The organism is Vibrio sp. AIC-3 (genome assembly GCF_013114515.1).
GTDB lineage: Bacteria > Pseudomonadota > Gammaproteobacteria > Enterobacterales > Vibrionaceae > Vibrio > Vibrio crassostreae_C.
On record NZ_VTXG01000013.1, the window covers coordinates 77,207 to 104,012 of the forward strand.

Annotated in this window: 23 protein-coding genes; 13 read left to right on the forward strand and 10 right to left on the reverse strand. The window is 45.5% G+C overall.

The features are described from left to right. Nucleotides 1-165 precede the first annotated feature (165 nt). Both F0229_RS11350 and F0229_RS11355 read left to right on the forward strand, forming a co-directional pair. Complete coding sequence (locus tag F0229_RS11350; RefSeq protein WP_171732884.1) at nucleotides 166-324, forward strand: hypothetical protein; 159 nt, start codon at nucleotides 166-168, stop codon at nucleotides 322-324. A gap of 16 nt (nucleotides 325-340) precedes the next feature. Next, nucleotides 341-1,315: a bifunctional oligoribonuclease/PAP phosphatase NrnA gene (locus F0229_RS11355; RefSeq protein ID WP_171732885.1), complete on the forward strand. Its 975-nt coding sequence runs from the start codon at nucleotides 341-343 to the stop codon at nucleotides 1,313-1,315. A 7-nt stretch (nucleotides 1,316-1,322) separates the two neighbouring features. On the opposite strand, the gene F0229_RS11360 is transcribed toward F0229_RS11355, so the two are convergent. Together F0229_RS11360 and F0229_RS11365 are read right to left on the reverse strand one after the other, a co-directional pair. Beyond that, on the reverse strand, nucleotides 1,323-1,667 hold the full coding sequence (locus tag F0229_RS11360; protein WP_017095108.1) for a multidrug efflux SMR transporter: 345 nt from the start codon (nucleotides 1,665-1,667) through the stop codon (nucleotides 1,323-1,325). A gap of 244 nt (nucleotides 1,668-1,911) precedes the next feature. Next, nucleotides 1,912-4,083, reverse strand: a complete 2,172-nt coding sequence (locus F0229_RS11365; protein WP_171732886.1) for a metallophosphoesterase — start codon at nucleotides 4,081-4,083, stop codon at nucleotides 1,912-1,914. Nucleotides 4,084-4,594: 511 nt separating this feature from the next. Here F0229_RS11365 and F0229_RS11370 point away from each other — a divergent pair. From F0229_RS11370 to F0229_RS11390, 5 genes are all read left to right on the forward strand, one after another. Further along, entirely contained in the window at nucleotides 4,595-5,743 is a 1,149-nt protein-coding gene (locus F0229_RS11370) for an S-(hydroxymethyl)glutathione dehydrogenase/class III alcohol dehydrogenase (protein WP_171732887.1), read from the forward strand. 155 nt (nucleotides 5,744-5,898) lie between these two features. Next, a complete protein-coding gene (gene fghA / locus F0229_RS11375; RefSeq protein ID WP_171732888.1) occupies nucleotides 5,899-6,738 on the forward strand; it encodes an S-formylglutathione hydrolase in 840 nt (279 codons plus the stop codon). A gap of 149 nt (nucleotides 6,739-6,887) precedes the next feature. Then, nucleotides 6,888-7,220, forward strand: a complete 333-nt coding sequence (locus F0229_RS11380) for a multidrug efflux SMR transporter (RefSeq protein WP_048658977.1) — start codon at nucleotides 6,888-6,890, stop codon at nucleotides 7,218-7,220. A gap of 145 nt (nucleotides 7,221-7,365) precedes the next feature. Next, nucleotides 7,366-7,767 carry a hypothetical protein gene (locus F0229_RS11385; RefSeq protein ID WP_048611754.1) on the forward strand — a complete coding sequence of 134 codons (402 nt, stop codon included), beginning with the start codon at nucleotides 7,366-7,368 and terminating at the stop codon, nucleotides 7,765-7,767. Between the two features lie 224 nt (nucleotides 7,768-7,991). Further along, nucleotides 7,992-8,729: an NUDIX domain-containing protein gene (locus tag F0229_RS11390; protein ID WP_171732889.1), complete on the forward strand. Its 738-nt coding sequence runs from the start codon at nucleotides 7,992-7,994 to the stop codon at nucleotides 8,727-8,729. A gap of 126 nt (nucleotides 8,730-8,855) precedes the next feature. Here the strand turns inward: F0229_RS11390 and F0229_RS11395 are convergent, their stop codons facing one another. Beyond that, nucleotides 8,856-10,376 carry an aldehyde dehydrogenase family protein gene (locus F0229_RS11395; protein ID WP_137002175.1) on the reverse strand — a complete coding sequence of 507 codons (1,521 nt, stop codon included), beginning with the start codon at nucleotides 10,374-10,376 and terminating at the stop codon, nucleotides 8,856-8,858. 327 nt (nucleotides 10,377-10,703) lie between these two features. Between F0229_RS11395 and F0229_RS11400 the strand changes: the two genes are divergently transcribed. After that, complete coding sequence (locus F0229_RS11400) at nucleotides 10,704-12,491, forward strand: sigma-54-dependent Fis family transcriptional regulator (protein WP_171732890.1); 1,788 nt, start codon at nucleotides 10,704-10,706, stop codon at nucleotides 12,489-12,491. Between the two features lie 18 nt (nucleotides 12,492-12,509). On the opposite strand, the gene F0229_RS11405 is transcribed toward F0229_RS11400, so the two are convergent. Then, nucleotides 12,510-13,361, reverse strand: coding sequence for a LysR family transcriptional regulator (locus F0229_RS11405; RefSeq protein ID WP_065584832.1), 852 nt, complete (start codon nucleotides 13,359-13,361; stop codon nucleotides 12,510-12,512). A 98-nt stretch (nucleotides 13,362-13,459) separates the two neighbouring features. Here F0229_RS11405 and F0229_RS11410 point away from each other — a divergent pair, with 98 nt between their 5' ends. After that, entirely contained in the window at nucleotides 13,460-14,107 is a 648-nt protein-coding gene (locus tag F0229_RS11410) for a glutathione S-transferase family protein (RefSeq protein WP_017069761.1), read from the forward strand. Between the two features lie 143 nt (nucleotides 14,108-14,250). Beyond that, entirely contained in the window at nucleotides 14,251-15,693 is a 1,443-nt protein-coding gene (locus tag F0229_RS11415) for an N-acylglucosamine 2-epimerase (RefSeq protein WP_171732891.1), read from the forward strand. Between the two features lie 142 nt (nucleotides 15,694-15,835). Here F0229_RS11415 and F0229_RS11420 read toward each other — a convergent pair whose 3' ends face one another. The 3 genes from F0229_RS11420 to F0229_RS11430 all read right to left on the reverse strand — a co-directional run bounded on the left by F0229_RS11420 (nucleotide 15,836) and on the right by F0229_RS11430 (nucleotide 19,872). Next, a complete protein-coding gene (locus tag F0229_RS11420) occupies nucleotides 15,836-17,281 on the reverse strand; it encodes a sucrose-6-phosphate hydrolase (protein WP_017069759.1) in 1,446 nt (481 codons plus the stop codon). Next, nucleotides 17,278-18,237: an aminoimidazole riboside kinase gene (locus tag F0229_RS11425; RefSeq protein ID WP_017061624.1), complete on the reverse strand. Its 960-nt coding sequence runs from the start codon at nucleotides 18,235-18,237 to the stop codon at nucleotides 17,278-17,280. The genes F0229_RS11420 and F0229_RS11425 overlap by 4 nt, the downstream gene beginning before the upstream one ends. A 195-nt stretch (nucleotides 18,238-18,432) precedes the next feature. Beyond that, on the reverse strand, nucleotides 18,433-19,872 hold the full coding sequence (locus F0229_RS11430) for a sucrose-specific PTS transporter subunit IIBC (RefSeq protein WP_171732892.1): 1,440 nt from the start codon (nucleotides 19,870-19,872) through the stop codon (nucleotides 18,433-18,435). A 234-nt stretch (nucleotides 19,873-20,106) separates the two neighbouring features. Here F0229_RS11430 and F0229_RS11435 point away from each other — a divergent pair, with 234 nt between their 5' ends. Then, nucleotides 20,107-21,093, forward strand: coding sequence for a LacI family DNA-binding transcriptional regulator (locus F0229_RS11435; RefSeq protein ID WP_017061622.1), 987 nt, complete (start codon nucleotides 20,107-20,109; stop codon nucleotides 21,091-21,093). Between the two features lie 134 nt (nucleotides 21,094-21,227). On the opposite strand, the gene F0229_RS11440 is transcribed toward F0229_RS11435, so the two are convergent. The 3 genes from F0229_RS11440 to F0229_RS11450 form a co-directional block, all read right to left on the reverse strand. Next, nucleotides 21,228-22,601: a carbohydrate porin gene (locus F0229_RS11440; protein WP_102320859.1), complete on the reverse strand. Its 1,374-nt coding sequence runs from the start codon at nucleotides 22,599-22,601 to the stop codon at nucleotides 21,228-21,230. Between the two features lie 470 nt (nucleotides 22,602-23,071). Further along, nucleotides 23,072-23,479 (reverse strand): hypothetical protein, encoded by a 408-nt coding sequence (locus F0229_RS11445; protein WP_017061620.1) that lies wholly within the window; start codon nucleotides 23,477-23,479, stop codon nucleotides 23,072-23,074. Between the two features lie 139 nt (nucleotides 23,480-23,618). After that, on the reverse strand, nucleotides 23,619-24,950 hold the full coding sequence (locus tag F0229_RS11450) for a ferric reductase-like transmembrane domain-containing protein (protein ID WP_171732893.1): 1,332 nt from the start codon (nucleotides 24,948-24,950) through the stop codon (nucleotides 23,619-23,621). A 233-nt stretch (nucleotides 24,951-25,183) separates the two neighbouring features. On the opposite strand from F0229_RS11450, the gene F0229_RS11455 reads away from it, so the two are divergent. Beyond that, nucleotides 25,184-25,873: a flavin reductase family protein gene (locus F0229_RS11455; RefSeq protein ID WP_017061618.1), complete on the forward strand. Its 690-nt coding sequence runs from the start codon at nucleotides 25,184-25,186 to the stop codon at nucleotides 25,871-25,873. A 120-nt stretch (nucleotides 25,874-25,993) separates the two neighbouring features. Next, complete coding sequence (locus F0229_RS11460) at nucleotides 25,994-26,785, forward strand: CLCA_X family protein (protein ID WP_017061617.1); 792 nt, start codon at nucleotides 25,994-25,996, stop codon at nucleotides 26,783-26,785. Nucleotides 26,786-26,806: the final 21 nt, after the last annotated feature.

The following is a 26,806-nucleotide window of genomic DNA, read 5'->3' on the forward strand; positions in this document are numbered from 1 at the left end:
AGTTGAAACTTTCATAACGAGATTAATGTCAAGAATATAATATTAAAGTTAGGCTCAATGTTGCAAAAAACTTCGTTACGGGATTTAATTTACCTATTTAATTAATCACTTAAGTACATTGCATACGTGCTAGATGCATATTAGTTTTTTTAGTCAGGGCATATCATGTTTAAGTTTATCGCACTCATATTTACACTTTTGGGCGTTTTTATTGGTGTTCAATATTCAGACGAGATTAAAAGTACTGTGGATGAAGACAGTATTGAGCACTTAAAAGAGAGTGCTGAGACGTTAATCGATAACATTGAAGAACTGAAGAACTAGCAAAGGATACTTATCAATGTCATTAGAGAAGTTCGATCGACTGTTAACTGATTTACGGGGTGCTTCTCGAATAATCGTTCAGGCTCATGACTTTCCGGATCATGATGCGATTGGATCTGCATTCGCACTAGCTTACTTGCTAAAAAAGAAAGGGTTTGCTCCCTTTATTTCCTATCAGGGCTTTATTGACAGAGTTTCTTTAAAAAATTTAATCGGCTGGCTCGATATACCTATCACAAAGTCTCATCTTCTAAACCTAAAACCAAATGATAAGATCATTGTAGTTGATGGTTGCATCGGTGAAAAAAATGTCACTGATCTTCCTGGAATCGAAGTCGGTGTTATAGACCACCATCAGGTCAAAGCACCTAGTTTTGTGGTTTATAAAGATATTCGTCCGCACTATGGTTCCACTGCAACAATCATGGTTGAGTATTTTAATTACTACGATTTACCTATTCCTAAACGTGTCGCGACAGCGCTATTGGTCGGTTTAACTTTTGATACCGCAAACTTTACTCGCGCTGTTAGCCCTGCTGACATCAAAGCTCTCCTACAGTTACAAGTGGGTGCAGATATGGATATGGTCAACCGAATTTGTCGTAATCAGATTGAGTATCAAGAACTCAAGTTGTTTGACTCCATGTTGGGCAGCATGACAAAAGAAGGCAATTCTGTCTTCGCAAGCTTACCTGAAGGTTGTCCTAAGAATATGCTGGGAGTTTTAGGCGACTTCTTGTTGTCGGTTGATGAACTAGACATTGTGGTACTGAGCGCCAGAAACAGAGAGAAAACATTTATCTCTCTTCGTTCTGAATGTAAGAAAAATAACGTAGCTGATATTGTAAGACGGGCACTTAATGATTCAGGTGTTGGATTTGGAGGAGGGCACCCGCATATGGCTGGAGGAGTGATTAATGAAACCTTCCAATTGTCGGATGAATCAAATTTTATCTATGATTTATTCAGGCCAGAGATAGAGTTAAGTTAAACGTATCCTAATGACTCACCGACGTCGAAAACAAGTTAATAATCACAACACCTGCCAGAATCAAAGCGATACCGATGATCGCGAAGATATCGAGTTTTTGCCCGTAGACCAGCCAAGACAATGCTGCGACTAATACAATCCCTGCCCCACACCAAATCGCATACGCCACACCCAAAGACATGGTTTGTACTGTGAGAGATAACAGATAGAAAGCGCAGCCGTAGCTAGCCAATACCGCAACAGTGGCCGGTAAAGAAGTAAATTGTTGCGTTTTAGGTAATAGAGAAGTCGCGACAACTTCAAGCACAATGGCAAGTGACAGCATCACTGGTGGTGGGAGAGATAAAAGCATGTTCGAGTCCACAACAATAAAATACGGTGCTCAGAATATTGTAGTTTTATTTCCAATTCATGCGATTTTCAGTAAGCAATTATTATGACGTACCCTAAAAACTCTTAACCAAAAAACTCAATGAATATATCTTAGATAACTCATCCTTATATAAAATAAAAGAGCCCGCTAACTCATGGCTAACAGGCTCTTTTGCAATCGAGCAACTAAGGTGTTTAGTCTTTTAAAAACAAAGCCGTAACGCTTAGTTTACTGATGTAGAGTCTCTTAAAATATCGCGCTTAACTTCACCTTTCAGATCAGTCAGGGTTTGTTGGTCGATATCAATCAAGAAGTGGTCACTCGCTTGACCTGTTGCGAATTTTTCAAGAATCACGAACAAGCTACCGAAACGAGAGCGGAACACCTCTCCGACTGTATATTGGCCAAGATCGCCCAGTTCTGAATCCACGGTGCCGTCAAACTCAGCAAGCTCGCGGCTTAGCAGTTCGTATTGGCGTAGTTGTGTTTCACCGATATCACGGAACGCCAGTTCGTCTGCATTACGTAGTCGGTAGAAATCTGTCGCTAGTAGCTCACCGCTCCACTCTGCAAAGTCAGCTAAGCTTAACCCCTCAGTAGATACCAAAAACTCAGCTTCTACTTTGGCTGCCTGCCAATCTTTCTGGAACTGTTCCTCATCAACGACACCATTTGCAGTACAGCCTTCAACTGGATAACCCAACTTGTCGGCTAATTGACAAACCGTGAACTGCGTTTCTAGTTGAGACATGATCATCATCTCTTCGCCATTCATTTCCATGATCATAGCGCGCATCTCTAACGGCCAGTCACCCGGCAGGAAGCGCAGACGTGTTAGTTCGCGGATGTGCCAATCGGTCAGTTCGTAGTAGCTCTCTGAATTCAGAATATCTTTGTTCCAGATTTTCGCTTGTGCTTCTTCGTCATCGCCCGCGCTTGCAGTTAAGTACGCATGCTCTTCTTCATAGTGACTAAACAACTCGTTATAACGTGCCACTTGGTCAATCACTACGGTTTCGACTTCGATTTGGTTATCAGGGCGAATGTTCAATAGCTTGTAGGCCGGAATATAACCCGCTAGCGATGGTGCTTGAATATTAAAGAGTGTGTGCTGTACACCATCGATATTGAAGCTCTTCTTACCCGTATCGTTAAAGTGCATGTGGCCACCAACGTGGATATTTAGGCCAGTAGCAGCTAATGCTCGGCTAGTATTGTCATCCGGCTCACGAGCCAGTTGATGGCTTCCTTCACCAAACAGATCTTCAATCTCTTCAGAGGCACCGTTGTAGAAATCTGTCATTGGGAAGTGCGAGAAGGAAACAAGCGTCTTATTCTGTTCTTTCGCTGCTTTTACTACAACAGAGATCCAATCGATCACGTGTTCTTTGTGGGTCAGCATCATGTTGTAGCCAGCACTGCTTGAACCATCGAACGTGTTTCCATCGACAGAGCTATCAGACGAGTTTTCTTTCGGGCGATAAACATTTGCGTCAATGGCCAACAGCCACAAGCCTTTGACTGGCTCGACTAAGTAACTGGTATCCGGCACTTCAGAACAACTTGAGTAGCCATTCTCTTTATAACTACCACCTGTTCCTTCATAACAGATCTCGTACATGCGCTTATCAAAAGCTGCTTCTTCTTTCGCTAATTCATAGCTGTAATTGGTACGAGCTTGCGCACTGCTATAAGGGGTTTCAAAGTAGAGATAATCTTGCTGAGGGTAGAAGCCGTGAGTACCAAGGATACTCATGATCTCTTCATAGCCCCACTCACGCACTTCTTCAGTACAGATGGTTGCTAGGTTATCGCCGTCACCGGGAATAGTTGTCCACTCATCTTCATAGCCAACACACTCTTCTTTACCGCGACTATAAATACGTTGGTTCTTGCCCCCTTCACCTAAAAAGTCGGACTTACCCGCAGGGATAGTAAATGGCCTCACTGGATCGTGGTTGCCTGGGGCGGCGAAAAACTCAAGGCCGTACGTGTCGCGATAGTGCTCAAAAATGCTAACTAAGCCACGCATATGTATCGGCTGGCCGTCGTCACTGAAGTCACCCGGCAGGGCTACGTATTTCACGCCACGCTCAACCACATCATCAAGCGCTGCGATCATCGCAAAGTAGTTTTCATTGAACAGACGAGTAGAGTTCATCTGCGACTCCATCGTTCGAATTGTCGCATACTCACCACTATCTGAGTTGTAGAGCCCAGCAAACGAACCGTCTTTAAAATCACCGTAAACGTCATGAAAATGGATATCAGGCATGAATGCGACTTGCACTGCACTCTCTAGATTACCGCTGTCGTCACTTGGCGAACTTGAATTACAACCCGCTAATGTGGCAGCTATCAAGCCTGACAGTACGGTCAATGTACTCTTTTTCATTTTCTCTTCCCAAAAAGTTAGAACTCAAAATTTGGCGAGGAGATTAAGTGAGAAAAATGACACTATTGTTTCTGATATCTTACAAAACGTCGTATGCAGAGTGCTTATGCGACCTTGCTTCAATCCTTAAAATTCAATTGATTAGCCAGCATCACAAGCGTCAATGATTTGATAATACAAATCAGATGAAAGTATACAAACCATCACACATCGAGCAACCGAACATCAATGGTAGCAAGGCATTCAAGCGGTTCAAGAATGTCAGTCCTTTCCTAAAAGTGGCTTGTTGGTCTCAAGGTTTACGACCACTAAGTCGGGCAGACCCCTAATACCAATTATTACAAATACGTAATAATCATTTTCTATTTAAGGGGATTATCAAAACATGCACTCACACCTATACTAGCTCCAACAAAACGAGAGAGCGGAAACAATTAAGCTCAACTACGCTTAACGGGTTGAAGCTAATTGCACGGTTATCCGCTGTACTGACATATATAGGAAACATCCAATGACAATCGAAATTAAACCTGGTCAAACGCATATCAAATCAAAAGCAATGGTTGCATGGGCAGCTGGCGAGCCGCTAAAAATGGAAGAAGTTGATGTACAACTTCCTAAAGCTGGTGAGGTTCTAGTTCGCATCGTTGCTACTGGTGTTTGTCACACTGACGCATTCACATTATCAGGTGACGATCCAGAAGGTATCTTCCCTTCAATTCTTGGTCACGAAGGTGGCGGCATCGTTGAGATGATCGGCGACGGCGTTACAAGTGTTGAGATTGGCGACCACGTTATCCCACTTTACACTGCTGAGTGTGGCGAATGTAAGTTCTGTAAATCGGGTAAAACTAACCTATGCCAAGCCGTTCGTGAAACGCAAGGTAAAGGCCTAATGCCAGACGGTACAAGCCGCTTCTCTATTAATGGCGAAACAATTTTCCATTACATGGGTTGCTCTACTTTCTCTGAGTACACAGTACTTCCAGAAATCTCACTAGCGAAAGTAAGCAAAGAAGCACCACTTGAAGAAGTTTGTCTTCTAGGTTGTGGTGTAACAACAGGTATGGGCGCGGTACTTAACACAGCTAAAGTTGAAAAAGGCGACAACGTTGCTGTATTCGGCCTAGGCGGTATCGGTCTTTCTGCAATCATTGGTGCTCGCATGGCTGGTGCTAACCGCATCATCGGTGTTGATATCAACGAGAGCAAATTCGAGCTAGCAAAACAGCTTGGCGCGACTGACTGCATCAACCCGACTAAATTCGACAAGCCAATCCAAGACGTTATCGTTGAGATGACAGACGGCGGTGTTGAGTACTCTTTCGAGTGTATCGGTAACGTAAACGTGATGCGTCAAGCGCTTGAGTGCTGTCACAAAGGTTGGGGCGAATCAGTCATCATTGGTGTTGCAGGTGCAGGCCAAGAGATCGCAACTCGTCCGTTCCAACTAGTGACTGGTCGTGTATGGCGTGGTTCTGCTTTCGGTGGTGTTAAAGGCCGCTCTGAGCTTCCAGAAATCGTAAACCGTTACATGGCGGGTGAATTTGGTCTTCAAGAGTTCATCACTCACACTATGGGTCTGCAAGATGTTAACGAAGCATTCGACCTAATGCACAAAGGTGAATCTATCCGTACTGTTCTACACATGGATAAATAATCCCCTTGGTCTCGATACTTAGGTGTCGAGACCACAGTTCTGACTTAAACATCAGAGCGAAACTGTCTTCACCACCTCCTGCCCGGTGGGTGGTGAAACTTTAAGCAATACAGACAAATTTACTCCCAAACCATCAACCTAACGGAGCACAATAGATGACAATCGAAAACATTAGCCAAGCAAAGGTTGCTGGTGGTTGGCACAAACAATACACACACTTTTCTGCAACGCTTGACTGCAACATGCGTTTTGCGATTTTCTTGCCGCCTAACGCAAGCAAAGAAAACCCAGTTCCTGTTTTGTATTGGTTGTCAGGCTTAACCTGTACCGATGAAAACTTCATGCAAAAAGCCGGCGCTTTCAAAGCCGCGGCGGAACAAGGTATCGCGATTGTTGCACCAGACACTAGCCCACGTGGCGAAGGTGTTGCCGACAATGAAAGCTACGATCTCGGCCAAGGTGCAGGCTTCTATGTGAATGCCACTCAAGCACCATGGGACAGCCATTACCACATGTATGATTACGTGGTAACAGAGCTCCCTGCATTAATTGAATCGTTCTTCCCTGTTACATCCGTAAAATCAATTTCTGGTCACAGCATGGGCGGACACGGTGCCCTAACGATTGGCATTAAAAACGAAGATAGCTACCGTTCTATCTCTGCATTCAGCCCAATCACCAACCCAATGCAATGCCCTTGGGGACAAAAAGCCTTCAACCAATACCTAGGCTTAGATATTGAAGAGTGGAAAGACTACGACGCTTCTGAGCTTCTAAAAACCAAAGGTACTAAACTGCCAATGTTGGTCGACCAAGGTGAAGCCGATAACTTCCTGATTGAACAGCTTAAACCTGAGCAATTGGTAGAAGCAGCAAAGACAACCAATGCCGATTTAGATCTACGTATGCAGCCTGGTTACGACCACAGCTACTACTTCATCTCTAGCTTTATTGATGAACACATTGAGTTCCACGCTGCTTACCTAAACAAGTAGCGACACCTATTTAGCCCACACCTTGCAAAAGCGTGAGGTGTGGGCTTTTTTGTGCCTGCAATATGAGTTAATCCGCGATTGGCATCGATTAACACTTTCAAACACTCTTGCTATACCAACACAAACAATACAACGACAAAGGTACGAATATGAGCTGGTTTTTCTTGATGATGGGCGTAATGGCTGAAGCACTTTCTCACGTTGCACTTAAAGCCACTGACGGGTTTAGTTTGTCTAAACCAGTACCAGCTTTACTGGTTATCTCAGGGCACTTGGCAGCGTTTCTATTTTTGAGCCAAGCGATGAAGGGAATGCCAGTTGGTGTGGTGCACTCTTTATGGGCAGGTTTAGCTATCGTGACCGTGAGTCTGATTTCTACATTCGTTTACCGCCAGCACCTCGATACCATGGTTTGGATTGGCATGTTACTAGTGGCAGCAGGTGTTGTGATGATCAACCTGTCGCAAGGTCACTCACACTAGTGTAGATAGTGAGTTATTAACAGTGTGTCAATTCGTTCAAACTTCCTAACAGACAGGTGATGCCTTCACTTATTCATACTCTTACAATCAGCAAATCAAACCTGTTACCATAGCGTCTTCAACATCACCTATTTTGAAGGTTGCTATGAAAGCAATTAAGACTCTTTTCTTCCTGATGGTTTTATTGAGCGGTCTGTTTACCGCTTGGCTGTTTATTCCAATTCCAGCGACCATGGACAAGCAAACGCTCGACGTTCCATTAACGGAACCATTCAAGCTTGTTGCGTATCGCAGCAACCCGAATGATGCGAGCAAGCCGCTGACTTACCACTACTATGTGATTTCAGATGTGGTTGGTGTAGACGACATGGACCCATTCCTGATTACCACGGACCAGTTCGTGAAGCTTGGCGAATTCGACGAGAACACATTCAACCTTACGGTTAACGGCAAGATCGAGAGCTACACCAACGATTTGTGGATCAAGAAATCTGATGGCAAGCTTCAACACTGGTACGTGAGTATTAACGCGAACTATATTCGTTAAAATCGAACTGCAATAAACCTCATTTTAAAACTGCGCTTTGGCTTCCAAGCGCAGTTTTTGTTTCTAGCAACACCCTCCACTTATCCCGACCCGTTCGACATAAACTGCATTGCCTACTTTTGATTCACTGCTGCCCTTGCTCTCAAGGTGTTATAAGCTCTTTAGATACGATAAGCTCAGACCATGCTCGACGCCCAATAAATCAAAATAATAAAGGATCACCCGTGGAATTTACGCTCGACAAATTTAACGGCATCATCATTGACCCAGCAACATCCCCTCACGATGTTGACTCATTCAATGCCGAACTCAGCGAGATCACCGAATTTTCAAAGCAGAATAACAAAGGCATCATTTGGATTAGCTTACCTATTTCACTCTCGCACCTTATTCCGGTGGCGACTGAACTTGGCTTTGTGTTTCACAACTGTCTAGAAGACGAGATTACGCTGATCCACAAATCCGAGATTGTAGAGTTTGTTCCTTTCATTCCGACCCACACCTTGGGTGCTGGCGCGTTAATCACTAACGAACACAACCAAGTGCTGATGATTAAAGAACACGGCATGATGGGCTACAAATTACCGGGCGGTCATATTGAGTTGGGTGAAGGCATTGAAGAATCCGTGGTTCGTGAAACCTTGGAAGAAACCGGTATCGAGGCAACGTTCGTTTCTGTGGTTGGCATGGCGACAAGACACCCGTATCAATTCGGTAAATCAAACCTCTACTTTATTTGTCACCTTATCGCTCAAACTCAAGAAATTGCGATTCAAGACACTGATGAAATTGCAGAAGCTAAATGGATAGATGTTGAAGAATATATTAACAACCCCGACAGCTACCCGTTTAACCGCCAATTGGTCGGCTCTTTGATAGGCAAACAAGGATTAGAACTTACCCAACTAGAAGGCAACTATGGCCCAGTCCACAAGCCCGAGATCTTCTTTTCGCAAAACTAGAGCGATTCAAATATAAAAACGCCAAGCTCATAAGAACTTGGCGTTTTGCTTTTCATTTTACTTGTATTGTTTAAGCCATCTCGTTGCTAGTGACTTCCTAATAGACTGTTCTAGAACCTATCTATTTTAGAAAAATCCTAGTGGGTTAGTATCGTAGCTGATCAACAGGTTCTTAGTATTTTGGTAGTGATCGAGCATCATCTTATGTGTCTCACGGCCGATACCCGACTTCTTGTAACCACCAAACGCGGCATGAGCTGGGTAAGCGTGGTAGCAGTTCACCCAGATACGGCCGGCTTCAATGTTGCGACCCATTCGATACGCGAGGTTTGCATCACGCGTCCACACGCCTGCACCCAAGCCATATTCGGTATCATTGGCTATCTCGAGTGCTTCTGCTTCATCTTTAAACGTCGTCACCGCGATAACAGGACCGAAGATCTCCTCTTGGAATACTCGCATCTTGTTGTGCCCTTCCAACATTGTTGGCTGGATGTAATAACCATTACCGAGATCATCAGATTGCTGCGCAACTTCGCCACCTGTCAGCACTTTCGCACCCTCTTGACGACCGATTTCAAGGTAACTCAGAATCTTATCGAACTGCTCTTTTGAAGCTTGTGCGCCAACCTGAGTATCAGTATCTAGCGGGTTACCTTGTTTAATAGTTTGAGCACGCTCGACCACCTTGGCGATGAACTTGTCGTACACCGATTCATGGATCAGCACACGTGATGGACAGGTACACACTTCACCTTGGTTGAAGAACGCCAGCAACATGCCTTCGACACACTTATCAAGGTATTCGTCTTCATGGTTAAAGATGTCTGGGAAATAGATATTTGGAGACTTACCGCCAAGCTCAACCGTTGATGGAATCAAGCTTTCAGCCGCACATTTCAAGATGTGGTGACCGACTTCTGTCGAACCGGTAAAGGCCAATTTCGCTAAACGATCGCTGGTTGCTAACGCTTGACCCGCTTCGTTACCAAAACCATTGACGATGTTGACTACGCCTGCAGGTAGAAGATCAGCGATCTTCTCCATCATCACTAAGATCGATGTCGGTGTTTGCTCCGCTGGCTTCATCACAACACAGCAACCCGCAGCCAGTGCTGGCGCCAATTTCCAAGCCGCCATTAAAATCGGGAAGTTCCAAGGAATGATCTGCCCCACCACACCGATGGGTTCTGGGAAGTGGTAGCTCGCGGTGTTTGAATCTAGCTCGGCTGCGCTGCCTTCTTGCGCCCGAATACAGCCTGCAAAGTAACGGAAGTGGTCAACAACTAACGGGATGTCTGCCGCTAGAGTTTCACGCACAGGCTTGCCGTTTTCCCACGTCTCCGCCACCGCGATTTCTTCTAGGTGCGCTTCAATGCGATCGGAAATTTTAAGTAGGATATTGGAACGTTCTGTCACACTGGTCGCAGCCCAACTAGCACGAGCCGCATGCGCCGCATCGAGTGCCAAGCTAATGTCTGCCTCTGTTGAACGTGCCACTTGGCAATACACCTGACCATTCACTGGGGAAGTGTTATCAAAATACTCGCCGCTGACAGGCTTCACCCACTCGCCACCGATAAAGTTATCGTATTGAGCTTTAAAGTTCACCACTGCGTTGTCACTACCCGGCTGTGCGTAAATCATAGTTAGATCCTTCTTCGATTTGATATTCGTTATTGAGCTAGAGCTGTCTTATTTTTGTGGCGGCTCCCCTTGAGAAAAGAACTCATGGCGAGACGCCCATGTTTATGCTTTCTGTTTAAAACACTGATACTTCGTGTTTTCTTCACAACAGTAACAACGCAAATCACACGCCAGAACTTCAAAACTTGTTGTTAATAAATTGTAAAACTATGATTACCAAACGTTTACAACCCAAAGTGAGTTGGCATTGAACGGACGTATGGAAACCACTCCAGTGTTCAACTGTTCCAAATTGGTACATCCTCACTGTTACGACATGGAACAGTCATGCACCTTCAACAAGCAAACACCTCAGATTGGCTTTCGTCCTCTTGGCACCGCAGCACAGAAGCGGGTCTAAAACAGAGACGACTTCCTGAAGACATTCGCCTACCACAATCGATTCTTAAGCAGCGGCGTCATCAATCGGCTGACTTGATCCACATCGTCGAACGCAATGCGCTGCCTTTGTTTAATCAGATGTTTGCTCGTACCGACAGTCGTTTGATTCTGACCGATATTGAAGGGGTGATTCTGGCGAGTTGGGGACAGGAGCGGTTTAAGGAGAAGCTGACATCAATTGCACTCAGCTCAGGAGCGTGTTGGCAGGAACAACTTAAGGGCACCAACGCGATTGGCACCGCGATTGTTGAAGCTAAACCCGTGACCATCATTGGTGAGCAGCACTTCATCCACCAGCATCGATTTATCAGCTGTTCAGCAAGCCCTGTGTTTGATCACCAAGGGAACATGGTTGGCGTATTGGACATTACCAGTGAGCAGCAACAGCACGACAGTTCGGTGCAGCTACTGGTTCAAAATATGGTTCAGCTTGTTGAAAACCAGCTACTGAGCCACATCCCACAAGGCACCACTCGCATCGACCTCGCATGTGAGAAATCGTTATTACACAGTGGTTGGCAAGGGATTGTAATAGCCAATGAAGCTGGGGAGGTGGTGGCACACAATCAGGTCGCCTCTCAACTATTGGATCAAACCTCGATCGTCGGTGAGAGTATCGATACCCTGTTCAACCGAACCTTATTAGACACGCCTTTTGTATTTGAGAAACAACACCTCAAACAACCAACCACCAAACGCACGCGCTCCATTTCAGCATCGTGTGATTTGCACCATGGCGAGCAACAAATCGAACACGCTTGGCAGCAAGCCAACAAGGTAATCGATAAAGGGATCAGTTTGTTGATCTTAGGAGAAACAGGAGTTGGCAAAGGCGAGTTTGTTAAAGCGCTGCACAAGCAAAGCCAGCGTAAGTCTTCGCCCTTGGTAGCGGTAAATTGTGGCGCGCTGCCTAAAGACCTTATCGAATCTGAACTGTTTGGTTACGCGCCGGGCGCCTTTACGGGAGCAAGCCACAAGGGCTTCCAAGGTAAGATCCGTCAAGCAGATAAAGGGATTCTATTTCTAGATGAGATCGCCGACATGCCTTTAGAAGCTCAGTGCCGACTACTGCATGTTCTGCAAGACAAATCCGTGGTGCCAGTTGGTTCTAATCAAAGCTATCAAGTCGATTGTCAGATCATCGCTGCAACTCACAAAAACCTCGAGCAGTTAGTCGCAACAGGTGAGTTTAGGCAAGACCTGTATTACAGACTCAATGGCTTAGCCTTCACCTTGCCAAGCCTACAACACCGACAAGACAAGCACGCTTTAATCGAGCACATTCATCGTAAATACGCCGAAGACGAACAGACAATCTGCCCGCACTTGATGAGCTTACTGTGCGCCTATTCTTGGCCGGGTAATATCCGCGAATTAGACAACTTACTTAAGGTTGCTGCTCTATTAGCAAGTGATGAACCCCAACTCACACTCGAGCATGTGCCCAGCCACCTTGCTCAACATCTCACGTCATTAGCACACGATAATCAGCATCAGCTAATGACTCCTAATGCCATCAAAGGTACAGCGAGTAACGATTTAAGAAGTACCGTTGAAGAAACCTTGCTGCAAACCTATCAAGCCAACCAAGGCAACATAAGTAAGACTTCGAGAATACTCGGTATCAGCCGCAATACCATTTACCGAAAGCTAAAGAGCTTGGGGATTCTATAGTAGGAAAAGGAATCTAAGCTAATCAGAATCCAACTCCACAAGTTGATTGAGCACTTCTTTATCCAATACCGGGTGATGCTTGGTCGCTAGGATCAGCACAATATCGACCGAAGGCAACGGTGGCATATCATCGAGGATTCTCAAATCTGAAGTCACGCTCAGCTTACCCATCGCGCCAATGGCTAATCCAGCTTTAACGATCGCTCGCTGCGCTGAAGCAGTATTGCTACACGCCAATAACTGATAAGGCGTGCCCTGCTTGGTTAAGCCATTCACTGCCGCGGCGTGGTACTTACAATCGGTCTGAAACAAGGCTAATGGCACTGGTTTAGACTCATCGAACACATAATCAGGGCTGCTTATCCATACTCCGATATCATGAGTGAGCCAGTAACCCTCTTCACTATCGGGCGCTCGGGTGACAATCGCCGCATCAAGCCTGCCGTCATCCAACCACTCTCTCAGCGTAATGCTGGGCAGGCTGAATATTTGGATTGAACAGGTGGGTTCTGCTTTCTGCAACAGGCGAATCACTTTCGGCAGAATGGTGTCATTGTAGTCTTCAGGGCAGCCGAGTCGCAGAGGTTGTTTGTCTTCGTAACGCTTTACTTGCTTAAGTGCGGTATTGTGAAGGGCGACCAACTGTTCGGCATGAGATCGCAGCGCTAAGCCAGCTTCAGTCAGTATTAAATTACGTCCTTCTTTCTGGAAAAGAGTGACGTTGAGTTCTTCTTCCAACTTACGCATCTGAGCACTGAATGCCGATTGGGTGCGATTTATCTGTTTCGCTGCACGAGTGAAACTACTGGTTTCTACAAACGCGAGAAAGCCTCGCAAAGCATCAATATCCATATTGAAATCACCACCCATCGTTTTTGTTAATGTATTGCATCAAAATTATCCGTTAGTGCGCCGCAATACAATCCCCTAATCTCAAATGCATGCCCACCAAACGCAAGGAAGCAACGATGCAGCTTTATATTGGAAACCAGAACTACTCAACTTGGTCACTGCGCGCATGGCTAATATTCGACAACTACAACCTGAATGCAGAAGTCATCAAGCTCAAGCTGTTCACCTCTGATTTTTACGACACTCTGGCGAAAGTGACGCCAACGGCCAAGGTTCCAACCCTAGTTGATGGTAATGTTGCGGTGTGGGATTCATTGGCGATTCTCGAATACGTTAACGATGCCTATTTGGACGGTGCAGCGTGGCCTAGCTCAGTGAAAGAACGCGCCCATGCCCGAGCAATTTCCGCCGAGATGCACTCTGGGTTCTTTGCCGTCAGAAATGAAATGCCGATGAACTGCCGCGCACAACGAAAGCTCACACTGAGTGAAGACGCACTGAAAGACATCGCTCGTATTGATGCAATATGGTCTGCACAAATGGAACAATACCCAGAGGGATGGTTATTTGGTGAATGGTCTATTGCCGATGCGATGTTTGCACCCGTCGCATTGCGCGTAGAAACCTATGGAATACAACTTTCCGAAAAGGCATCGCAGTATCAACAACGTGTGCTTAACAGTCCATCGATACAAAAATGGCTGGCAGAGGCAAGCTTAGAAACCGATGTGGTTGAAGAAGATGAGGCGGGCAAGCCAGTATAAAATACAAGACACCCTTCCAAAGCTCACTAGTCTGTGAGCTTTTATCTAAACCTTATTAATTTGGTCGATTGTGATCGCCTAATCACAATGTGCAGATGTGATTGTTTATATTCAAAGAAATTCAAATAGTTAAGATAAACATCATGTTACGAGCAACGATCGCATTACTCAGTATTACTAGCTTCGCCGTATCTGCCAACGCCCATCTTCCTTCTGGAGAAGAGTGGCTCAACCATGCGACTGAAGGGCTTGCACCTTATTGGTTAATGCCTAGCGCTCAAGGAGAACCGGTAGGAAACTTCCCTACTTTCCGCTGTGATGACGGTACCTTGCTCGATGTTTCTGATGTGTGCCATGAACTAAACAAAGGCTGGATCACGCCACACTTTGGCAAAGAGTTTACGCGGATGAAGTCACGTCAAACTTATGCCTATGGCGTGCTCTACCACCTTAGTGGCGATAAGCAGGCTTTAGCGCTTGCCAAGCAAGGAGCCTACTACATCATTGATCAGCTAGAAGATAAGCAAAACGGCGGCTTTATCGGCTACACAAAAGAGGGAAAAGTAGGCCAGAATTGGCAGCAGCGTACTTCTCAAGATCAAGCGTATGCATTAGTTGGCCTTGCCATGTACTACTACCTGACCCAAGACAAAAAGGTAGAAGAAGCACTCATCGCCCAACAAGCTTTTATCTTTGATAAATATCGACTTAGCGACAACAGCGGTCTTGCTTGGGTACTCGCCGACGGTGAAGATGGCAGTGCAAAACGACGTGAACTGGTTGCGCAACTTGATCAAATAAACGGCTACCTGTTGTTAGTCGCTCCTCTGCTCAAAGAGCCCATCAAATCAAAATGGCTTGATGACTTAAACTGGCTCACGCAAGCCATGATTGACCAATACCATTCTGAAGATGAACAACGCTTCTACGGTGCAATTCACGATAAAGCAGCGATGATGCCGAATGCTAATCACAATGATTTTGGACACACCATCAAAGCGTATTGGATGACTTACCTTACAGGCCAAACATTGAATAACTCTGAATGGTCGGAGTTTGGTTTAGACGGTATGAAATACACTTTGGATCAGGCGCAATATCAGAAAGAGTTCGTGAGTGTCTCCCAATATTATGGCGAGGAACTTCAGAAAGCGTGGAAAGGACAAGAGATAACTGGCTGGCAAAGCAGACCGCACAGTGAGTGGGCTTCATCATGGGAGTGGGCGGAACTTGATCAAGCAGCAATGACGGTTTCACTTGTCGATGGTTCGATGAAAGACGTCCTGCAATACACGTTACCGACCTTTCATGATGTATGGGTCGACCACAAATACGGCGGTGTGGGGCTTGACCCAAAACGCACCAAAGCTTTCCATTGGGGCAACGGTTATCACCAGTTTGAACATGCGCTGATTGGCTATTTGTTCGCTCAGCAAGTTGACGCGAAGCCAGCAGTATTGCATTACGCAAGGCCGACCAACAGCGAGATGCCAATGGAACCGTATTACTATCAAGGCGATGTGGTGGAGCTATTGAATAAAGATGACGGAACGCAGAAGGTCAGTTTCAATAACATTCGACCTTAGCGTTGGTTGTTTGTTCTAAATGGACTTGAGATTCAGGGCTACGGGGAATGGACAAGATCAAAGAGTTAGCACAATAGTGATGTCGCAGACCAAACAAAAGCCGCTGTTGATCAGCGGCTTTCTTGATGGAGATAAGCGGAGGTTAGTTGTCCAACCCTTTAATTGGGTTCATCGAGTGATAAACGGTGTTCACGTCACCAGTCATCGACAATGAACTCAAGTCATCAATGAAGAAACGGCTGGTCATTGTGTGCTTACCGCCATTGATAAAGATTTCGATCACTGACTTATCAACATAAACCTCGATGGTTTGCTTGGTGCTCAACCTCGGTGCTTTTCTCACTGAGCCAAACTCTTCCGCGTAGAGCTGAGACATCTTACTGCGATCAAGCATGAACTCCTTTTCTGTAGCACTGAACACGATGTTATCACCCGCAACGTTAGCAAGTGTAAACTCAAACTCGTCAGTATCAGTTTCGAGCTCAACCATGAAGCTGGTTGTATCCAATTCAAGAGCATTTTCAACCACCACAGCTTCACCCTGTAGCGCTTTCAATTCAGGTAAAGCAGACTGAACAAGATAGCCATCTTGGATTTGAAGTTCGCGTGGTAACGACAACATGCCCGCCCACTGATACTCATTAGATGGTGTATTAATCTCAGGTAGACCAATCCAAGCAATCAGAATACGGCGGCCTGTATCATCTAAATAAGTCTGTGGTGCATAGAAATCGAAGCCATAATCTGGCTGCGCAATATCTTGGTGGTTTTCCAGTTCTACCGAATCGAGATTTAGGCGGTCACCGACGATATAAGCCACCGAGTAGATATTTTTGAAATCGTATGGATTTTCGCTAGACACACCTTGTGGAGAAAACAGCATCACCGACTGATTCTCTATTTCAAAGAAATCTGGGCATTCCCACATATAGCCAAGGTTGTTGTAACGAGTTTGAATTGGACCTTTGTGCTGCCAATTCATCAGGTCTCGGCTGCAATATAGCGCCATAGAGCCAGTATTTTGAGGCGTTTGAGCACCCACAACCATCAGATAATCGCCGCCCTGTTTCCACACTTTTGGGTCTCGGAAATGTTCGGTGTAGTGATCGTTTTCGATAACCACGCCGTGCTTTTCTATTTTGCCGTCAGCAGACATCTTGGCAAAACATTGAGTTGGCACTCGCAACCAATTTCCATCGCGCTTGTTACCTGTAAAAAACAACAATGCATTGTCGTTTTCAACCAATGCACCACCAGAGTAAACACCGTGAGAGTCGTAATCTTGGTCTGGGTGCAAGCCAATGCCGTGGTCTTCGAAATGAACGAAGTCTTTGGTAGAAAGGTGGTACCAGTACTTCATACCATGGACGGGGCCAACTGGCGTCCATTGGTAAAATAGGTGGTGTTCACCATTAAAGAAACACAGACCATTCGGATCATTAAGCAGACCAAACTTAGGCGCAATATGGTAGCTTGGATAGCCAGAGTCTTGTTTGCGAAGCTCTACCATCGCATCAATACTCTCTAGAGAAATATCTTCTATACGGCGATATCTTTGCTCTACTGTCCAGTTCGAGTTCAAACTCATACACTCTCCTCTACGGCATTCGTATTTGAAGAGTCTTTTTGAATAAACTGAGTAAGAGCTTCTTGCGTTGGAAGTGCGGTCATTGCGCCTTTTTGCGTGGTCGCCAGTGCACCACACCCATTCGCCCACTGAATTGCAGAATCGACGACTTGTTGATTGTTCCACTCATCATCTTGAGAAAGCTTTGCAAGCAAACCGCCAACAAAAGCATCGCCTGCACCCGTGGTATCCACTGGCGTCACTGAGCGACCTGAAATCAACACACCTTGGTTTTCAAATACTCGCCAAACGCCTTTCGCGCCCTGCGTAACCAGAACAAGCGTGTTGTTAAGATCTGCAATGTTAGCCAAACCTTGTTCCATCGAAGTTGAATCGGTTAAGAAATCCAGTTCTTCTTCTGAGAATTTAACCACATCAGCCAATTCAACCGCTTTCATGACTACAGACTTAATTTCAGATGGGTTTTGCCACACTTCATCACGAAGGTTTGGATCGAAGCTAATGTAACCGCCCGCGGCTTTCATACGTCGGATCGCTTCGAAGGTACTGCTTCGGCTTGGTTCATTAGCCAAAGAGATCGAGCAGACGTGTAGCCACTCGTTTTTCTTAAATTCGGGAATGTCTTCAACAGACATAAACTGGTCGGCACTTGGCTTAACCATAAACGTAAAGCTACGCTCGCCTTGGTCATCAAGATCGACCACCACGGTTGACGTGCGTTGTTCAGGGTCCTTCACCAAACGCTCGGTATTCACACCTTCCTTTTGCAGAGTCACTTCCATAAAAGTGCCAAACGGATCGTTACCCACTCGGCCAAAAAATGCGCTTTTGCCTAAAAGGCGAGAAATCGCTACCGCGACATTAGCAGGCGCACCGCCCGGACATTTCAATAATGTCGCGTCAGTCTCCGGAATGAGGTCGACGACGGCGTCTCCAGTTACCCAAACTTGATTCATCTTTCTTACCTTAAAACTGAAAATCATGACAACTGAAAGCGATGGCAATCGAAAGCAGTAGCAACCAAAAGCAAGGTGACACTTCACGCTGTCATGTAAAAATATAAAAAGGCTAGCTAAGCCAAATCACCTAGCTAGCACCCCAAAGCTTAGGAAATGAAGTGAAAAGGGGGGCTTCACTTCTAGGGATAAACGTTAAGCTGTTGCTTTAATGTTTTGCTTGCTGCGCTCGCGCAGACCTAAAACAACGGTCAGAGCAAAGGCAGTCACGAACGCGATAATCATACCTACCACGTAGTAGCCAATCTTTTCTGGTGATATTGAGATGATGCCAGGAATACCCGCCGCCCCCAATGCTTGTGCTTTCACATTGAACATAGTGATAAACGCGCTTGAAACCGCAGCTGCACAAACCGCAGCAATGAATGGGTAGCGAAGCTTCAAGTTCACACCGAACATTGCAGGCTCAGTAATACCAAGCAAACCGGTCACACCAGAAGGAATCGCGATACCTTTCATTTTCTTATCTTTACTCATGAAACCAACCGCCAGTGCCGCTGCACCTTGTGACACGTTAGACATCGCCGCGATAGGGAAGATAAACGTACCACCAGTTGTTGCAATATCCGCAAGCAACTGAGTTTCAATCGCGATAAAGCTATGGTGCATACCAGTAATAACAAACGGCGCATAAATCAAACCAAACACCGCACCGCCAATGAAGCCAGCACTGTTGTATAACCAATTTAGGCCGTCACCAAGCAGGAAGCCGATATCACGAGTAAATGGACCAACAATCGTGAATGTTAACAAACCAGTTATGAAAATCGCCAATAGCGGCGTTAGCAAGTTATCCAGAACCGAAGGAATAACTTTACGCAGCCCAAGCTCAACTTTCGCTAGAATAAACGCAGAAACAAGAACGGGTAGTACTGAACCTTGATAGCCTACTTTCTCGATTTCGAAACCTAAAATGTTCCAAACCGGAATGCTGCCCGACACTGATGCGCCACCGAAGCCCCAGCCGTTAAGCAAGTCTGGGTGAACCATCAACATACCTAAAGCCGCGCCAAGGTATGGGTTACCACCAAACTTCTTACTCGCTGAAAATGCTAATAAAATAGGTAAGTACACAAAAGGAGCATTAGCAAATGTATTGATCATGTTTGCTAAGTCGGTCAAACCCGGATTAGCGTCGATTAAAGATTTGCCATCAATGAATAAGCCTTGAGCCGTCAATAGGTTGTAGATACCCATCAACAAACCACCAGCAACAATCGCCGGAATGATTGGTACAAAAATATCAGACAGGCCTTTCACCGCGCGTTGCAGGATATTTTGGTTGTCAGCACCTGCAGACGCCACATCGTTGGTCGACATTTCCGTCATTTCAGTCAGCTTAGCCAACTCAGCATAAACTTGGTTTACGATGCCTGAGCCAAAGATGATCTGATATTGACCTGCCACTTTAAACTGGCCCTTAACCCCTTCTAGGTTATCAATCGCCTGTTCATCAATTTTATCTTGGTCTGCAACCGCAAGACGCAGACGAGTCGCGCAGTGTGCGAGTGCGGTGATATTACTTTTACCACCTAATAGAGAAAGCAGCTCTTTTGCTATTTTTGGATAATTCATTACATACCCCATTGGATTATCATTTGAGCTTTTGAATTTTCGGGAACGTTTGCAAAACAAATTTTTGCCTAGAAATAACAAATGATCAAAGATAACTGCTCAATAGTGTGAGAATGATCTTCAAATTATCTCCCTAGGATAAGAAGACAGGGTTAAAATCCCCTAATAACAGGTAAATTTGATGCTCTGTTTGCAAACAATCCCAAAACTAAAATTACAATTGGATAATGAATAATGGCTAGTCTTCATGATGTCGCTCGTCTCGCTGGAGTTTCCAAGTCGACGGTTTCAAGAGTAATCAATGATGAGTATGGCGTAAAAGACGCGACCAAGGTGAAGGTGCGTAAAGCAGTTGAAGAGTGTGGCTATCTCCCAAACCAAGTCGCTAAAGACTTAAAGTCCCAAAAAACCAACCTGGTTGGCGTGATTGTTCCTAGGGTTTCTTCCCATGCCACCTCTCAGGGTGTCGATGGTTTAACCGCCGTCTTAGAGCAAGCGGGCAAGCATGTATTATTAGCGAGCACACACCAAACACACCATAAAGAACTTGAATATATTCAGATATTTAACCAGAGGCGTGTTGAAGGTATCATCCTGTACGCGACCCACCTCGACAACCAATTAGTCAAAGCGATTCAAAGCTCTGCCGTACCCGTGGTATTGGTTGGTCAAGACGGGTCAATGTTTAACATCCCAAGCATTGTGCACGACGACACTCGCGTAGGGTTTGAAGCGGGTAATCGCCTCATAGCGAAAGCTTGTAAGCATATGGGATTCATCGGTGTGCAAGGTGATGATATTGCGGTTGATAAGATGAGATCGGAAGGCTTCGCTCAATCGCTTCAATTTAACGACCTCACACTGCAATTTCACGCCCGTGGCGACTTCACCATAGAATCAGGTTACCAACTGGCGAAGCAGTATCTCAAGGAGCACACCAAGCTCGACGGCCTATTCTGCGCCACTGACCGTATCGCAATCGGTGCGATCAGAGCCATTCAGGAAGCGGGGCTCGTTCCAGGAAAGGATATATTGGTGCTCGGTGTAGGTGACGATGAGCTCGCTTCAGTATGCACACCAACGCTGTCTACGTTTAACTATGCGTTTGATAAAGCGGGAGAAAATGGAGCCAAGCTGCTACTCGACCGTATTGAGAAAAAAGGCTTTGAAATGAGCAAGATGGTGTTGACCTTCACCACTATTGACCGAGAGTCTTGCTAGCGATTTATTTCAGAGATCAGGTTATCCCAAGATAAAAAATGCCAACCTTCGAGTTGAAACGATAAGGTTGGCATTTGCTGATGCGACTATCACATCATGAGTAACACTCTCTATCTAAACGATATATCAAGCAATTAGAACCAAGTTTCCATCTGCAGTGCAAACAGAACCTCGCCGCCCTCTCCCATCGTTGCAGCATCTGCTTCAGTGCTGATCGAGTAACCATTTAGGTCTTCACTCCAATCCACATAGCTCACAGCGAAACGCAGTTCTGGTCGGTCAAAGAAACCAGTGCTAGTTGAAAGCTTGAGTGTTGGTGCAACTGTCGCTTTGTAGAAACCGCCGCTCGCTTGCTCTGTCGAGTTGTCTAAATCCATGTATTGCAATGAACCTTCGTAAACCATCTCAAAGTTCTCTGTGAACTCTTGAGCTAATCGAACGTTTAAAGAAGCCCATGTGAACTCGTCATTCTTCTTCAAACGGTCTTGGCTATGCTCTGCCATTAATGCAGGTGCTAAGCGCCAGTTGTCGCCAATGCGAGTGACACCGTAGCTAAACAGGCGAACGGCTTTCGCGTCATCCAGTAGATCACCATTTGAACCGATGCCTTTTAGCTCTGCACCTAGGCCACTACCCACTAACATACCCGTTTTAGAGAAGCCTTCGCTCAGACCAAAGAAGTTGTCTCCATGGTACGCAAACATTGCGTGTACACCGCTTTCAGCTGCGCCATTTAGGCGGCTATCGTTGTCTGCTGAGGTCATACCGCTCAACATCACTTGCCATTGGCCAATACGGTTATTCATGGTTGCAATGTAGTTTTCTACATCTGTTGACGAGCTATCAATCTCACCAAAATCTCGGCCATAAATAGAGAAATTCGCTTTCCAGTTGTCGCTCATCTGAACGTCATAAACGCCCGCACCAGTACCTGATAAGAAGACAATATCCGAATCGAAAAAGTGAATATCAAAGTTGTCGCGATCGAATCGTTTACCCGCCCAAAACGTTGCTTCAGAAAACGCTTCAGATTCAGAGAACATGCTCAGACGGTTCAGTTCTGAATACACTTGTCGCACATTCAACTGGCTTTCGCTGGCAGTCCACTCGTTATTTGTCTCAGTACTGTCGGCCAACATGATGCGAAACAAAGCACTAGAGCCATCGTCTGCAAATCGCTTATGAATCAAGTTCGCTTCAACGTAATGATCATCTTCAACACCAAGACGTCCAATTGGAGCTCCAATGGCACCCGCCGCTGTCATGTAAGGACCAGTACCTGTCGCGCCGTTTAGGTCGTCGTTGATCAATAACCCAGAGCGAGCATAGCCGTGAAACTCAAACGAAGAAGCCTTTTCATTGGCCTCGGTAGAGACCTGCTCTGTTTGTGCAACCCTTTGTTCTAATTCATTAATACGTTGCTCTAATGCTGCAACGTCTTCACTTGCTAATACCGATGTAGTCATTAGCCCCATTGTTACAGCAACCGCTAAAATGTGTCGTTTCATTCTGATGTTCTCACGTTAATTGCTTTGGATTATTTGCAAACGTTCCCAAAACAATTCGTAAGCACATTTCGGCTTATACTTTTGATGTATAAGCTCTATATCGAAGAAGAAATAGAAATCAGTCGTGTTGATTACTTCACTTTTGTATCTGAGTGGATGATAGATCGATAATTTCGGGAACGTTACCGAAAATGCATAATTCTGATAACTTTGTCACAAGTGAAATTGATTAATGGGCGAAAAATAGTGTATCGCGCACATTAGATATCTCAGAAAAATAGAGAGAAAATCCAGTACGAGAATTAGGAAAGGCGCTAAAAAATGCAACAGGTTGGCTATAAAAATTAAAGCCTGAGAAGCGATTTCTCAGGCTTTAGAAAGGCGTTCATTGATAACAATAGGTCGTTTTTTGAAAAGTGTATGACATTAACTAACGTGACAGTTTATAGAAGAATAAAGCGTTTAAAAGACTACTTTCTCTTCCCCTGCTCCACCAACTTTTCATTCCATGCCGTATTGCCGTCACGCTTAGTCACGTCATACTCTGAACAGAACTGAGAGATGGTCATGTTGTTGTCACCAGTCGCCAATTTCAACGCCAACTGGACTTGTTGAAGTTTGCTTTGTAGACGCAGAATCTGACCAGCATTTGGGCTTTTCTCTTTGGCGTATTTTAAAGCCGCATGCTTACGTTCTGCCGCGCCCGCTCGGCGATCTGCTTCTGATAACAGATACTTGAGTTGAGCAACACTCTTGCCTTTCTTGAAGGCAGGATCAAGCAACTCAACGCATTCATCAAACGATGGATCGATAACGTATGGGTCAACTTTATGAGCTTGTTGGCGCATCCATTCGAGTGCGAGTTTTTCATCTGACATAATTACATCTTTACCAAAGAAACAGCCCTATATGGTATCGCTCAATAGCAAACCGCTGCAATAACAAATTGAGTGACTTTACGCCTTTTTACACTGTGCCGATTGACTAATTTAACAATCACAGCTCCAATAGTTGGCTTTAACGCATCACAAACAGCTCTTCGTGGTAGTGCTTTTCAATATCAAATTGATAGGTGTCTAATTCTTTTTTCAGTGATGTAGAGAACAACTCCGGCCCGCAGAAATACATCTCGTACTCGTTGAGGTCGCCACATTGATTGACAATTCTTCCGGCGTTTAGCCGCGGTGAGTGCAAGGTATCTATCACGGTCAACTTCACACCAACCGCGTGTGCTAGGTGCCACAACTCATCGATTAATTGCTTATCAACACCGCGAGTACAATAAAACAGTTGAATACGAGGATGATCTCGTTCTGTTTTGAGCGCTTCAAGTGTTGCAAAAAACGACGCTATCCCGACACCACCAGCAATCCAAATTTGTGGCTTGCTTAGGTCAAAATAAAGTCGACCATAGGGTCCTTCAACCGTAACCGCATCGCACACTTTCACTCGTTCATATAGGCCATTAGTAAAATCACCCAGCTCTTTGATCAAAAAGCGCAGCTCTGGATCATCACTGCCAGAAACAATGGTAAACGGATGCGGGTCTTCATTACCGAAACGCAAGTACGCAAACTGCCCAGCTTTGTGACCTTGCCAAGATGCCTCCGGTTTTAACACCAGCTCCATCACTTCAGCTTGTGGAAAATAGCGAGTCGAGATAATCGTCGCTGAGTGACGATTACGACGCCCAACCAAGCCCAACAAACTGTAAATCGCTGCGATAGACCCAGCCAAAGCAAATGCCACAGTTAGATAATAAATAGGTTCTCCCCAATACGCTCGTTTAAGCAGGATTACTGAGTGGAAAGCGATAAACAGGTACGCAACCGACATCAGACGGTGCGACAATTTAAACGGTTTGTACTTCACTGCCGCCCATAGTGACGCCACCAGTAAAATGAGCAACAAGTAGAAGCCCCACTCGCCAATACTCTGAGCAATACCGCGTAATTCATTGACCCATAACTCCCATCCAGTCAAAACAGCTTGCGGCCCTGAACCATAGTGTCGAACAGGCTTATCTAACACACCAGACACCACCAATGACTTAGGTATTTGGTACCACAACCAGTGTGTCACACCCAGTGCAACACCACCGATACCGAGCCATTTATGGACTCGATATGCTTTATCCATACCTTTCAGCCAATTCTCAACCATAGGCAAACGCATCGCCAAGATCATTGTGATGGACATTAACACCAGAGACAAAATACCTGAGTACTGAATCATGGCTGAGCGCCATTCAAAGACATCGCTTGAAGCGAATAATTGCGGTTCCATCGCAAACCAAAAGGCTGACATTGTGGCAATCATTGCCCAAATGATATTGCGGACTGTTTTCATTTGTTAACACTCATAAAGACGACATCATTACTTTAGCTCCTGTGATGTAAAGGGACGTCAACGTACGTAAATCTATGCAAAGGATCTCGTTCATTGTGCTGTAGCAGAGATAAAAGAGACAAACTGCCCACGGCCAATAAGCGCTCTTTGATCGATAAAAGCGGATTCTTCGTACATATAAGTCCGTTAGTGAGCATGCTCGAAGATAACAATAAATGAGAAGAAGAGAAGATATGAAGGACATGACCCTTTCTAAACAAGATATCCAAACAATGGACCCGCGCCACCGCATTCGTTTGGTTAACTCCCTATCTGGATTTAAAAGCGCCAACCTAATTGGTACTTGTGATAAACAGGGGCTTGAAAACCTTGCGATAGTGAGCTCTGTCATTCACCTAGGGTCTGATCCCGCGCTGCTTGGTTTTATTGTTCGCCCAGATAAAAGCCGACGTCATACGCTAGAAAACATCCTAGAAACTAAGTACTTCACCGTTAACAGCATTGGTGCTGACTTTGTTAAAAAGGCCCATCAAACCTCGGCTCGCTACCCTAAACCAGTCTCAGAATTCAACGCGGTCGGCTTAACGGCCTATTATGACGACACATTCCCCGCTCCCTTCGTCTTGGAGAGCAGTTTAAAGATAGGGTTAGCGTTCAAAGAACAGATAACAATCGAAAGCAATCAAACGCAAATGTTGATCGGTGAAGTTATAACGATTCACGCACCCAAACGCGCCGTGATGCCGGATGGCTACCTTGATTTAGAAGCGTTGGATTTGGTCACGGTATCAGGGCTTGATAGCTACCACGTAACTCAAAGACTGCACCGATTAAGCTATGCAAAACCACAACAGCCACTCTTTCCACTCACTCGTGAAGGTAACCCAACTTCATGGGAAGCTTTCGAACTCAATCTAAACTAATTTTGTTCGGCAATTTGCTATCAAAAGTGCTAACGTCCTTTAATTCCAAGAGATGCATCTCACACAAGTGCATCTCGCTGAGCACCCCATTCATTCTTACGTCTGTTTCCAAGGACCCTTTTGAAGTTAACTCACTTTAAATACAAAACGCGCGAAGGCCCAGACTACCGGCACGGCGACCAGGTGTCTTTTATGGACATCAAACAGACCTTCGGTATGGGCAGCATTCGTGTGGGTGCTTGGGTGACGAAAGAAGAAAAAGAGTTGGCCGCAAATCTGATATTCGATTCGCTAGCCGACTTGGCTTACATCTTGGCTTTGCCACCAGAAGCGATTGGCCTTCGCGGCACATTAGGCTTAGCGTTCGGCAGTGGCGGCAGAAAAGGCGTACAAGCACACTATGCCCCGAACCAACGAGAATTAGCCCTCGCGAAGAATGCCGGAGCTGGCGCGCTCGCTCACGAGTTTTGGCATGCATTTGACCACTATATCGCTGAGAAAGCGTTTGAAATCGGCGATACCTCTGGCCCTCGCAAGCAGATCCTGTTCGCCAGCGACTGTTGGTTGCACGATAGAACGGTGCGACCTCATCCATTAAACGAAAGTTTGATGTCTCTGTTTGATGCCACACTGCTTAGCGACAATAACTTGGACAAACACGATTATGTGGCTCGCAGTGTGATTGCCGACAAAGCGATGTCTGCCCGTTACTTCTCACTACCCACAGAGATGATGGCGCGCGCTTTTGAATCCGTGATTGAATCGTGTTCCGATATCAAGAACGCTTATCTAGTGGATGGCACAACCAAGCCTGATATGTACCCCGTGTATCCTGATATGGCGCACCGAGAACAGATATACCAAGCCCTGCAAGGTTACTTCGCACCATTAGGCCGATCTTTGAGTAAATAGCATTTTGAGTCAGTAACTCTC

What these genes read in the sequence shown, in the direction of transcription:
- F0229_RS11350 (WP_171732884.1), top strand. Translation starts at nt 166, where the DNA reads ATGTTTAAGTTTATCGCACTCATATTTACACTTTTGGGCGTTTTTATT.
- F0229_RS11355 (WP_171732885.1), top strand. Translation starts at nt 341, where the DNA reads ATGTCATTAGAGAAGTTCGATCGACTGTTAACTGATTTACGGGGTGCT.
- F0229_RS11360 (WP_017095108.1), bottom strand. Translation starts at nt 1,667, where the DNA reads ATGCTTTTATCTCTCCCACCACCAGTGATGCTGTCACTTGCCATTGTG.
- F0229_RS11365 (WP_171732886.1), bottom strand. Translation starts at nt 4,083, where the DNA reads ATGAAAAAGAGTACATTGACCGTACTGTCAGGCTTGATAGCTGCCACA.
- F0229_RS11370 (WP_171732887.1), top strand. Translation starts at nt 4,595, where the DNA reads ATGACAATCGAAATTAAACCTGGTCAAACGCATATCAAATCAAAAGCA.
- fghA (WP_171732888.1), top strand. Translation starts at nt 5,899, where the DNA reads ATGACAATCGAAAACATTAGCCAAGCAAAGGTTGCTGGTGGTTGGCAC.
- F0229_RS11380 (WP_048658977.1), top strand. Translation starts at nt 6,888, where the DNA reads ATGAGCTGGTTTTTCTTGATGATGGGCGTAATGGCTGAAGCACTTTCT.
- F0229_RS11385 (WP_048611754.1), top strand. Translation starts at nt 7,366, where the DNA reads ATGAAAGCAATTAAGACTCTTTTCTTCCTGATGGTTTTATTGAGCGGT.
- F0229_RS11395 (WP_137002175.1), bottom strand. Translation starts at nt 10,376, where the DNA reads ATGATTTACGCACAGCCGGGTAGTGACAACGCAGTGGTGAACTTTAAA.
- F0229_RS11400 (WP_171732890.1), top strand. Translation starts at nt 10,704, where the DNA reads ATGCACCTTCAACAAGCAAACACCTCAGATTGGCTTTCGTCCTCTTGG.
- F0229_RS11405 (WP_065584832.1), bottom strand. Translation starts at nt 13,361, where the DNA reads ATGGGTGGTGATTTCAATATGGATATTGATGCTTTGCGAGGCTTTCTC.
- F0229_RS11410 (WP_017069761.1), top strand. Translation starts at nt 13,460, where the DNA reads ATGCAGCTTTATATTGGAAACCAGAACTACTCAACTTGGTCACTGCGC.
- F0229_RS11415 (WP_171732891.1), top strand. Translation starts at nt 14,251, where the DNA reads ATGTTACGAGCAACGATCGCATTACTCAGTATTACTAGCTTCGCCGTA.
- F0229_RS11420 (WP_017069759.1), bottom strand. Translation starts at nt 17,281, where the DNA reads ATGAGTTTGAACTCGAACTGGACAGTAGAGCAAAGATATCGCCGTATA.
- F0229_RS11425 (WP_017061624.1), bottom strand. Translation starts at nt 18,237, where the DNA reads ATGAATCAAGTTTGGGTAACTGGAGACGCCGTCGTCGACCTCATTCCG.
- F0229_RS11430 (WP_171732892.1), bottom strand. Translation starts at nt 19,872, where the DNA reads ATGAATTATCCAAAAATAGCAAAAGAGCTGCTTTCTCTATTAGGTGGT.
- F0229_RS11435 (WP_017061622.1), top strand. Translation starts at nt 20,107, where the DNA reads ATGGCTAGTCTTCATGATGTCGCTCGTCTCGCTGGAGTTTCCAAGTCG.
- F0229_RS11440 (WP_102320859.1), bottom strand. Translation starts at nt 22,601, where the DNA reads ATGAAACGACACATTTTAGCGGTTGCTGTAACAATGGGGCTAATGACT.
- F0229_RS11445 (WP_017061620.1), bottom strand. Translation starts at nt 23,479, where the DNA reads ATGTCAGATGAAAAACTCGCACTCGAATGGATGCGCCAACAAGCTCAT.
- F0229_RS11450 (WP_171732893.1), bottom strand. Translation starts at nt 24,950, where the DNA reads ATGAAAACAGTCCGCAATATCATTTGGGCAATGATTGCCACAATGTCA.
- F0229_RS11455 (WP_017061618.1), top strand. Translation starts at nt 25,184, where the DNA reads ATGAAGGACATGACCCTTTCTAAACAAGATATCCAAACAATGGACCCG.